Raw genomic sequence first — 9,335 nt, 5'->3', positions numbered from 1 at the left:
GGATAGGTGGCGGCGAACAGCATTGCCATCGGCGCGCCTTCGGAGGAGCCGAGCAGCGCCGCACGGCCGCTGCCAGCGGCGTCCATTACCGCGCGCACATCGTCTATCCGCGTCTCGAGACTGGGCAGGTTATGCGCGTCGACACGGTCGGACAGGCCGGTGCCGCGCTTGTCGAACAGGATCAGCCGAGAGAACGCCGAAAGCCGCTTCAAGAGCCTGGTGTAGCCCTCGTCTTCCCAGTGCAGGTCGAGGTTGGAAATGAAGCCCGGCACGAAGACGAGATCGAACGATCCCTGCCCGACCACCTGATAGGCGATCCGCACATCGCCGCTACAGGCGTATCGCGTCTCGATCGGCCTCACGAGATTTCCACCCCGGCCTGACGATTTCTGGTCGTCAAACCATAGCAGAACAGCGCAGATTGCGGCAGCTTAAACTTTAGCGATTGTGAATGTAAGTTGGCGCGGCTTGGCGGCTATTCCTGCGAGGCGGCGACGTCGGCAGGGGAGGGCTTGAGCCCGAGTTTGAGGTCGGCCGCAGCCGGCGTGATCGGTCGCTTGATCCTGGCGGAGGCGGCCACCACCAACTCGTTGAAGTTCCCGGTGCCGTCGTCCAGCATTTCGAAGAACTGCCGCCGCATCCTCGGCTCCCAGAACTTGTTGATGTGCTCGGCGACGCCGGCAATGCCTTCCTCGCGCGGCTTGGAATGGAAGAAGTCGGCGATCTGGTTTGCCATGCGCACCAGCTTCTCGGCAGTGCTCATAATGTGTTCTTCGTCATGCGACATGCTTGGCAACTCCGCAAATCACCCGGTCGGGGTGGGTGAAAATATCAAAATCGTCGCCGCGAACCAGCGCCACCAGCGTCATGCCGGACTCTTGCGCCGTGCGGATGGCAAGGGCGGTCGGCGCCGAGACGGCGATGATGAAGGCCGAACCGATAGAAGCCGTCTTCTGCACCATTTCGACCGAAACCCTGGATGTCACCACGACAGCACCGGATGCGCCCTCGATGCCGGCTTTGGCCAGCGCACCCGCCAGCTTGTCGAGCGCATTGTGACGGCCGACATCTTCGCGCGCCATGACGATGCCCTTGCCGGGCACATAGAAGCCGGCGGCGTGCACGGCTCCGGTCTCGGTGTGCAGCGGCTGCACTTTCGACAAAAGCTTGACCGAACGGACAATATCGTTGGCATCAAGCGTAAGCTTTGACACACCAACCGCATCGACCGAACGCATCGCTTCCTCGATCGATTCGATGCCGCAGAGCCCGCAGCCGACCGGACCCGCGAGCCTTCGCCGCCGCGCTTCGAAGCGCGTGTTGGCTCGGTCCTTCAGCCGGATCTGGATGTCGATGCCGGCGCCATGGTCCTCGACCTCGATGGTTTCGATCTCCTCCGGCGCAGCTACAATGCCCTCGGTCAGCGAGAAGCCAAGCGCGAAATCCTCGAAATCGGCCGGGCTTGCCATCATCACCGCATGCGTGGTGCCGGCAAAGGAGAACGCCACCGGCGTCTCTTCCGGCACCATGCGGTTCGCCGTAGCAGTGCCGCTGGCGCGGTGCGCCAGCCGCGATACCTGCGTCGTGGCTTTGCGCCGCGCGCTCAAGACTACTCCGCCGCCTGCAAAGACGCGATGCGCCGGCTCTGCTTGGCTTGCTCGTCATAGTCGCGCTGCCATTCCGACGGCCCATTGGAGGCGCCGACCTGCACCGCCGTCACCTTGTATTCCGGGCAGTTGGTCGCCCAGTCGGAGAAGTCGGTGGTGATCACGTTGGCCTGCGTGTCCGGATGGTGGAACGTCGTGTAGACCACGCCGGGCGACACCCGGTCGGTGATCAGCGCGCGCAGCGTCGTCTCGCCCGAGCGGCTGGTCAGCCGGACCCAGTCGCCGTCGCGCAAGCCGCGGTTCTCGGCGTCGTGCGGATGAATCTCCAGCCGGTCCTCCGAGTGCCACATGCTGTTGTCGGTGCGCCTGGTCTGCGCGCCGACATTGTACTGCGACAGGATGCGGCCGGTGGTGAGCAGCAGCGGGAAGCGCGGCCCCGTCCTTTCGTCCGTCGCCACATATTCGGTACGGATGAACTTGCCCTTGCCGCGCACGAACCCGTCGATATGCATGATCGGGGTGCCGAGCGGCGCCTTCTCGTTGCAGGGCCATTGCACGGACCCGACACGGTCGAGCAGCTCGAAGGAGACGCCGGCGAAGCTCGGCGTGGTCATCGCGATCTCGTCCATGATTTCGGAGGGATGCTTATAGTTCCAGTCCAGCCCGATCGCGCGGGCAAGCTCCTGCGTCGCCTCCCAATCGGCGTAGCGCGCCTTCGGCTCAAGAACCTTGCGCACCATGTTGATGCGGCGCTCGGCGTTGGTGAAGGTGCCGTCCTTCTCCAGGAAGGTCGAGCCCGGCAGGAAGACATGCGCGTAGTTCGCCGTCTCGTTGAGGAAGAGGTCGTGCACGACGACGCATTCCATCGCGGCAAGGCCGGCTGCGACATGCTTGGTGTCGGGATCGGACTGCAGAATGTCTTCGCCCTGGATGTAGATGCCCTTGAAGCTGCCGTCGACGGCGGCGTCCAGCATGTTGGGGATGCGCAGGCCGGGTTCGTCGTCCAGCTTTACGCCCCACAAGGTCTCGTAGATATCGCGCACGGCTTCGCCGGAGATGTGGCGATAGCCCGGCAGTTCGTGCGGGAAGGAACCCATGTCGCAGGAGCCCTGCACGTTGTTCTGGCCGCGCAGCGGGTTCACGCCGACGCCGGGCCGGCCGATATTGCCGGTGGCCATGGCGAGATTGGCGATTGCCATCACAGTGGTCGAACCTTGGCTGTGTTCCGTCACGCCCAGGCCGTAATAGATCGCGCCGTTGCCGCCGGTGGCGTAGAGACGCGCAGCACCGCGGATCAGCTCGGGATCGACGCCGGACAATTTGCCGACGGTTTCGGGGCTGTTTTCCGGCAAGGCGACGAACGATGCCCAATCCTGGAACTCCGTCCAGTCGCAACGTTCGCGGATGAAGGCTTCGTCGAACAAGCCCTCGGTGACGATCACATGCGCCAGCGCCGTCAGCACGGCCACATTGGTGCCGGGCTTCAGCGGCAGGTGGTAATCCGCTTCGATATGAGCCGACTTGACCATCTCGGTGCGGCGCGGATCGAGCACGATCAGCTTGGCGCCCTGGCGCAGCCGCTTCTTGAGCCGCGAGGCGAACACCGGGTGAGCGGAAGCCGGATTGGCGCCGATGATGACGGCGACGTCGGTGAAGTCGACGGAATCGAAATCCTGCGTGCCGGCAGACGTGCCATATGTCTGGCCGAGCCCGTAGCCCGTCGGCGAATGGCAGACGCGTGCGCAGGTGTCGACATTGTTGTTGCGGAAACCCTGCCGCACCATCTTCTGGACGAGGTAGGTTTCCTCATTGGTGCAGCGCGACGAGGTGATGCCGCCGATCGCGGTGCGTCCGTACTGGTATTGGATGCGGCGGAATTCCTTGGCGGTATGGGCGATCGCCTCTTCCCAGCTTACTTCGCGCCACGGATCGGTGACCTTTTCGCGGATCATCGGCGACAGGATGCGGTCCTTGTGGGTGGCGTAGCCATAGGCGAAACGGCCCTTCACGCAGGAATGGCCGTGGTTCGCCTTGCCCTCCTTGTAGGGCATCATGCGAACGACTTCGTCACCCTTCACCTCGGCCTTGAACGAGCAGCCGACGCCGCAATAGGCGCAGGTGGTGACGGCCGAGCGCTCCGGCAGGCCCTTGGCAAGCACCGTCTTCTCACGCAGCGCATCGGTCGGGCAGGCCTGGACGCAAGCGCCGCAGGACACGCATTCCGAATCGATGAACGCCTCGTGCATTCCGGCCGAAACCCGGGATTCGAAGCCGCGTCCCTCGATGGTCAGCGCAAACGTGCCCTGCACTTCTTCGCACGCCCGCACGCAGCGCGAGCAGACGATGCATTGCGAGGCATCATAGGTGAAATAGGGGTTGGATTCGTCGCGGGCGATGTAATCGACTGCCAGCGAGCCATGGCCGGGCGCCACGCCACCTTCCGGCTTGACGTGGTTGCGGCCCTCGATGCCGTAGCGGTTCTCGGTCAGGCCGATCGACTTCGCCACCGCGTCGAACTCGCTGGCGCCGGTTCCGGCCTGTTCGTTCCAGCCGGTCGGATGGTCGGAGACATAGAGCTCCATGACGCCACGGCGAATGGCATCGAGCCGCTCGGTCTGCGTGCGCACGATCATGCCTTCGCCGACAGGCGTCGTGCAGGATGCCGGCGTGCCGCCGCGTCCTTCGATCTCCACAAGGCAGACACGGCACGAACCGAAGGAGTCCAGCATGTCGGTGGCGCAGAGCTTCGGGATTTCGACCCCGCCCTCCATCGCGGCACGCATGATCGAGGTGCCTTCCGGCACGGTGATGCTGCGCCCGTCGACGTTCAGCGTGACCTGCTTCTGCGCCTTCGATTGCGGGGTTCCGTAGTCAATCTCTTCGACGAGGGATGGGAAGTCGGCCTTGATGTTCATCTGCCAGCTCCTATTCGGCAGCCACGCGCACGGGCGCGGGCTTGAAGTCGTCGGGGAAATGGGTGATCGAGCTCATCACAGGGTAGGGCGTGAAGCCGCCCAGCGCGCAGAGCGAGCCGAATTTCATCGTGTTGCAGAGGTCGGTGACCAGAGCGAGGTTCTTCTCCGGCTCGATGCCCGCGGCGAGTTTGTCGATGGTCTCGACACCGCGCGTCGAGCCGATGCGGCAGGGCGTGCACTTGCCGCAGCTTTCGATGGCGCAGAATTCCATGGCGAAGCGCGCCTGTTTCAGCATGTCGGCGGTGTCGTCGAACACCACGATACCGGCATGGCCGATCAGCCCGTCCTTGGCCGCGAAGGCTTCATAGTCGAATGGCGTGTCGAACAGCGCGCGCGGGAAATAGGCGCCGAGCGGTCCGCCGACCTGCACTGCCTTGACCGGCCGGCCGGTGGCCGTGCCGCCGCCGATCTCGTCGACGATCTCGCCAAGCGTCATGCCGAAAGCGGCTTCGAACAGCCCTGCAAATTTGACATTGCCGGCGATCTGGACCGGGATCGTGCCGCGCGAGCGGCCCATGCCGAAATCCTTGTAGAAGGCCGCACCCTTGTCCATGATGACGGGCACAGAGGCTAGGCTGATGACGTTGTTGATCACCGTCGGCTTGCCGAACAGCCCCTTATGCGCAGGCAGAGGCGGCTTTGCCCGCACCATGCCGCGCTTGCCCTCGAGCGAATCGAGCAGCGCCGTCTCTTCGCCGCAGACATAGGCGCCGGCGCCGACCCGGATCTCCATGTCGAACGCGTGAGGGGAACCCAGCACGCTGGCGCCAAGAACGCCGGCCTTGCGGGCGATCTCGACGGCCTTGTTCATCGCCGCCACCGCATGCGGATATTCCGAGCGGACATAGACGAAGCCCTTGGTCGCGCCCGTGGCTATACCGGCGATCGTCATGCCTTCGATCAGCACGAAGGGATCGCCCTCCATGATCATGCGGTCGGCGAAAGTGCCGGAGTCGCCTTCATCGGCGTTGCAGACGATGTATTTGCGGTCGCCTGCTGTATCGAGCACCGTCTTCCATTTGATGCCGGTCGGGAAGCCGGCGCCGCCGCGTCCGCGCAGGCCCGATTCGGTCACCTCTGCGACGATGGCGGCAGGCGTCAGCGCCAGCGCGTTCATCAATCCATTCAACCCGCCATGTTTTTTGTAGGATTCGAGCGACAGCGGATCCGTGACGCCGCAGCGCGCGAAAGTCAGCCGCGTCTGCTTGGCCAGGAAGGGGATCTTGTCCGGCGCGCCCAGCCAGCGTTTATGATGGCCGCCGGTAAGGAAGCCGCTGTCGAACAGGCTTTTGACGTCGGACGGTTTGACCGGCCCGTAGGCGATGCGGCCGTTGGCTGTAGCGACTTCGACCATCGGTTCGAGGAAATAGGCGCCGCGCGAACCATTGCGCACGATCTTGGCCTCGATGCCGCGCTCGGCGAGTTCGCCGGCGATCGCCTTGGCGACCTTTTCGGCGCCAAGCGCCAGCGCACCGGAATCGCCGGGAATGTAGATACGCGGGATCATGAGCGCACCTCTGCAACGATCTCGTCGAGCTTCTCGTCATCGAGCCGTCCGATCACCTCGCTATCGAGCATGGCGGCGGGCGAACAGGCGCACAGGCCGAGACAGTAGACCGGCTCCAGCGTCACCGAACCGTCGCGGGTCGTTTCATGAAAGCCGATGCCCAGCAGTTGCTGCAGCTTGGCGGCGATGGCATCCGAACCCATGGACTGGCAGGATTCCGCCTGGCAGAGCTTCAACACATGCCGGCCTGCCGGATGGCTTCGGTAATCGTGATAGAAGCTGACGACGCCGTGCACCTCGGCCCTGGAAATGTTCAGCGCCTCGGCGATGACCGGCAGCGCATCCTTGGGCACATGGCCGAACTCTTCCTGGATGCCGTGGAGGATCGGCAGCAAAGGGCCTTCGAGCCCCTTCATCTCCTGGATGATCGCGGCCGTGCGCGACATAATCTCGGTACTTGCAGGCTGCATTGTCATGCAGCGCCCTCCCTATCGTAGCGACCCACGCATATCGGCCAAAAGCATCAAGCTGTTTTGGAACAACGACATGCGCGTGCCGCTTTATCGCTAAGTGCTTAAGAAATCAGAGAAAACCTCTGAAATCAATAAAGCGGTTTCGTTGTACGATAGAAATTTTCTATCGTTCCGTTTGACTAACCCTGTCTAGCGGAACGGTTGGCATGGAAATCGTCCGCCAGCGCCATTGCCTCGTCCAGCAGCGCCGAGACCAAAGGTGTGTGCGGTTCGCGCGGTGTCGCCACCAGGCCGACCGTGTGGCTGGCGTCAGGTTCGATGATTGGAATGGCGCGGATCGGTTCGGAAAAGCCGAATGTTTCCGCAAGGTTGAGCGGCATGATCGACGACCATTTGCCGGTGCGGATGTGCGAAAACAGCACGATCATCGAATTGGATTCCAGCGTCGGTCGCACCTGCACGCCGGCTTCGGCCAGATGCTGGTCGATGATGCGGCGGTTCTGCATGTCCGGCGTCAACAGGCACAGCGGCAGGTTTGAGAGCTCCGCCCATGTCACTTTGTCGCGGTCGGAATAAGGATTTCCCATCGCGGTGATCAGTTGGTAGCGCTCGTCATAGAGCGGCACGCTGGTCACCCGCCCCAGCGGCTCGTTGTCGAGATAGGTGATGCCGGCATCGATGTCGAAATTGCCGAGCAGCGACAGCACCTCGATTGAGGTCCGCGACAGCACCGAAAAGGTGACGCCGGGATGCTTTTCGCGAAATGGCGTCGTCAGCCGCGGCAGCATGGCGAGCGCCGTCGGGATGGCGGCGATGCGGATACGGCCCGAAAGTCCGTGGCGCGCCGCCCGCATTTCCTCGCGCATGGTCCTGGTGTCGCCGACGATGCGGCGTGCCCACACCAGCACCTGTTTTCCCTCCGGCGTCAGCCCCTGGAAGCGTGAGCCGCGCAGAACCAGCATGACGCCAAGCTGGCCTTCCAACTGCTTGATGCCGGCCGACAGCGTCGGCTGCGTGACGCCGCACACCTCCGCCGCCCGGCCGAAATGCTCCTCCCTGGCGAGCGCGATGAAGAATTCCAGCTTGTCGATCATGTGATCTTTCCGGTCGTTCGCTGCAAGGTCGGGGAAATTGTGCTCTACCGCAAGCGCCACGCACAATTGCCCTGCATCCACACCTTTAAGCCGGCTACCTGTTTCCCGCGGCTGAATGCGGCGCTATGTGGATGAAACTGGGAGATCGACCATGCTGGGCTGGTTCCGCAAGCTTTTGCCGCGCGAAGATCGCTTCTTCGACCTGTTCGAACGACATTCCCGCACCGTGGTCGGCGGCGCCGAGGCGCTGGAGCAGCTTCTCCAGGGCAGGGATATCGATCTCTGGTGCCAGAAAATCATCGATCTCGAAGATGAGGCCGACCACATCACCGCGGAAGTCCTGCTGGCGGTACGGCGCTCCTTCATCACGCCTTTCGATCGCGGCGACATCAAGGACCTGATCCAGTCGATGGATGACGCCATCGATATGATGCACAAGACGGTCAAGACGGTGAAGCTGTTCGAGCGCAAGGAGTTCGATCCGCTGATGCAGGAAATGGGTGGCGTCATCGTCGCCGCCGCCAAGCTGGTGGCCGAGGCGATCCCGCTGCTCAACAAGGTCGCAACGCATACTGTGCGCCTCAACGCCATCGCCGAAGAGGTGATGCGCGTCGAAAGCCGGGCCGACGACCTGCACGAGCAAGGGCTGAAGGATCTCTTCAGGAAGCACGGCAGCAGCGATCCGATGGCCTATATGATCGGCAGCGAGATTTATGGCCAACTGGAAAAGGTGGTCGACCGCTTCGAGGACGTCGCCAACGAGATCAGCGGCATCGTCATTGAGAATGTCTAGGTGATGGAAGCAACCATTGCCTTTCCCGTGCTGGCCGGCCTCGTCGCCGTCGCACTGTTCTTCGACTTTCTCAACGGCCTGCACGACGCCGCCAATTCCATCGCCACCATCGTTTCCACCCGCGTGCTGCGGCCGCAATATGCGGTGCTGTGGGCGGCATTCTTCAATTTCATCGCCTTCATGTTCTTCGGCCTCCACGTTGCCGAGACCGTAGGCAAAGGCATCGTCGACGTCAGCATCGTCACCCCGGCGGTGATCTTTGCAGCCCTGGTCGGCGCCATCGTCTGGAACATCGTCACCTGGATCGCCGGCATCCCTTCGAGCAGCTCGCATGCGCTGATCGGCGGCCTGGTCGGCGCCGGTGTGGCGAAGGCAGGCGTGGGCGCCATCGTTTGGACCGGGCTTGGCAAGACGGTCGCGGCAATCGTCTTGTCGCCAGCGACGGGCTTTATCCTGGCGCTCGTCCTGGTTCTCGTCGTCTCGTGGCTCTTCGTGCGCCAGACGCCGTTTGCGGTCGACAGCACCTTCCGCGTCATGCAGTTCTTTTCCGCCTCGCTCTATTCCCTCGGGCACGGCGGCAATGACGCCCAGAAGACCATGGGCATCATCGCCGTGCTGCTCTATTCGCAAGGCATGCTCGGCGCGACTTTCTACGTGCCGCTGTGGGTGGTCCTCACTTGCCAGTCGGCACTGGCGCTCGGCACCCTGTTCGGCGGCTGGCGCATCGTCCACACCATGGGCTCGAAGATCACCCGGCTGAACCCGATGCAGGGTTTTTGCGCCGAAACCGGTGGGGCGATCACGCTGTTTGCGGCGACCTGGCTCGGCGTTCCCGTATCGACCACCCACACCATCACCGGCGCCATCATCGGCGTCGGTGATGGTG

At 63.2% G+C, this 9,335-nt stretch carries 9 protein-coding genes; 2 read left to right on the top strand and 7 right to left on the bottom strand.

Translation table 11 applies throughout. The features are described from left to right. The 7 genes from ENZ74_RS11680 to ENZ74_RS11650 all read right to left on the bottom strand — a co-directional run. On the bottom strand, positions 1-362 hold a 362-nt coding region (locus ENZ74_RS11680), incomplete at its 3' end, for an alpha/beta hydrolase (protein ID WP_164761006.1). A gap of 113 nt (positions 363-475) precedes the next feature. Next, a complete protein-coding gene (locus ENZ74_RS11675; RefSeq protein WP_013528015.1) occupies positions 476-787 on the bottom strand; it encodes a formate dehydrogenase subunit delta in 312 nt (103 codons plus the stop codon). Then, positions 777-1,607 carry a formate dehydrogenase accessory sulfurtransferase FdhD gene (gene fdhD, locus ENZ74_RS11670; protein ID WP_024503374.1) on the bottom strand — a complete coding sequence of 277 codons (831 nt, stop codon included), beginning with the start codon at positions 1,605-1,607 and terminating at the stop codon, positions 777-779. Before fdhD ends, ENZ74_RS11675 begins: the two co-directional genes overlap by 11 nt. Positions 1,608-1,609: 2 nt before the next feature. Beyond that, complete coding sequence (gene fdhF / locus ENZ74_RS11665) at positions 1,610-4,522, bottom strand: formate dehydrogenase subunit alpha (RefSeq protein WP_024503375.1); 2,913 nt, start codon at positions 4,520-4,522, stop codon at positions 1,610-1,612. A 10-nt stretch (positions 4,523-4,532) separates the two neighbouring features. After that, positions 4,533-6,089 carry an NADH-quinone oxidoreductase subunit NuoF gene (locus tag ENZ74_RS11660; RefSeq protein ID WP_013528012.1) on the bottom strand — a complete coding sequence of 519 codons (1,557 nt, stop codon included), beginning with the start codon at positions 6,087-6,089 and terminating at the stop codon, positions 4,533-4,535. Further along, complete coding sequence (locus ENZ74_RS11655; protein WP_063169925.1) at positions 6,086-6,565, bottom strand: formate dehydrogenase subunit gamma; 480 nt, start codon at positions 6,563-6,565, stop codon at positions 6,086-6,088. Before ENZ74_RS11655 ends, ENZ74_RS11660 begins: the two co-directional genes overlap by 4 nt. A gap of 176 nt (positions 6,566-6,741) precedes the next feature. Further along, the gene (locus ENZ74_RS11650; RefSeq protein WP_063169926.1) at positions 6,742-7,656 is read right to left on the bottom strand and encodes a LysR family transcriptional regulator; all 915 of its coding nucleotides are present in this window, start codon (positions 7,654-7,656) and stop codon (positions 6,742-6,744) included. A 151-nt stretch (positions 7,657-7,807) separates the two neighbouring features. On the opposite strand from ENZ74_RS11650, the gene ENZ74_RS11645 reads away from it, so the two are divergent. Then, on the top strand, positions 7,808-8,449 hold the full coding sequence (locus tag ENZ74_RS11645) for a DUF47 domain-containing protein (protein WP_013528009.1): 642 nt from the start codon (positions 7,808-7,810) through the stop codon (positions 8,447-8,449). 3 nt (positions 8,450-8,452) lie between these two features. Continuing rightward, the coding region (locus ENZ74_RS11640; protein WP_164761005.1) for an inorganic phosphate transporter at positions 8,453-9,335 on the top strand (883 nt) is incomplete at its 3' end.

It is taken from the genome of Mesorhizobium sp. M7A.F.Ca.CA.002.15.2.1, assembly GCF_003998715.1.
In the GTDB taxonomy this organism is placed as follows: domain Bacteria; phylum Pseudomonadota; class Alphaproteobacteria; order Rhizobiales; family Rhizobiaceae; genus Mesorhizobium; species Mesorhizobium ciceri.
The sequence above is the reverse complement of the archived record's forward strand: the minus strand, read 5'-3'. Positions and strand labels throughout refer to the sequence as shown.

Bases quoted from the DNA above. Each gene is read 5' to 3' on its own strand.
- ENZ74_RS11675 (WP_013528015.1), bottom strand. From the start codon at position 787: ATGTCGCATGACGAAGAACACATTATGAGCACTGCCGAGAAGCTGGTG.
- ENZ74_RS11660 (WP_013528012.1), bottom strand. From the start codon at position 6,089: ATGATCCCGCGTATCTACATTCCCGGCGATTCCGGTGCGCTGGCGCTT.
- fdhF (WP_024503375.1), bottom strand. From the start codon at position 4,522: ATGAACATCAAGGCCGACTTCCCATCCCTCGTCGAAGAGATTGACTAC.
- ENZ74_RS11645 (WP_013528009.1), top strand. From the start codon at position 7,808: ATGCTGGGCTGGTTCCGCAAGCTTTTGCCGCGCGAAGATCGCTTCTTC.
- ENZ74_RS11655 (WP_063169925.1), bottom strand. From the start codon at position 6,565: ATGACAATGCAGCCTGCAAGTACCGAGATTATGTCGCGCACGGCCGCG.
- ENZ74_RS11650 (WP_063169926.1), bottom strand. From the start codon at position 7,656: ATGATCGACAAGCTGGAATTCTTCATCGCGCTCGCCAGGGAGGAGCAT.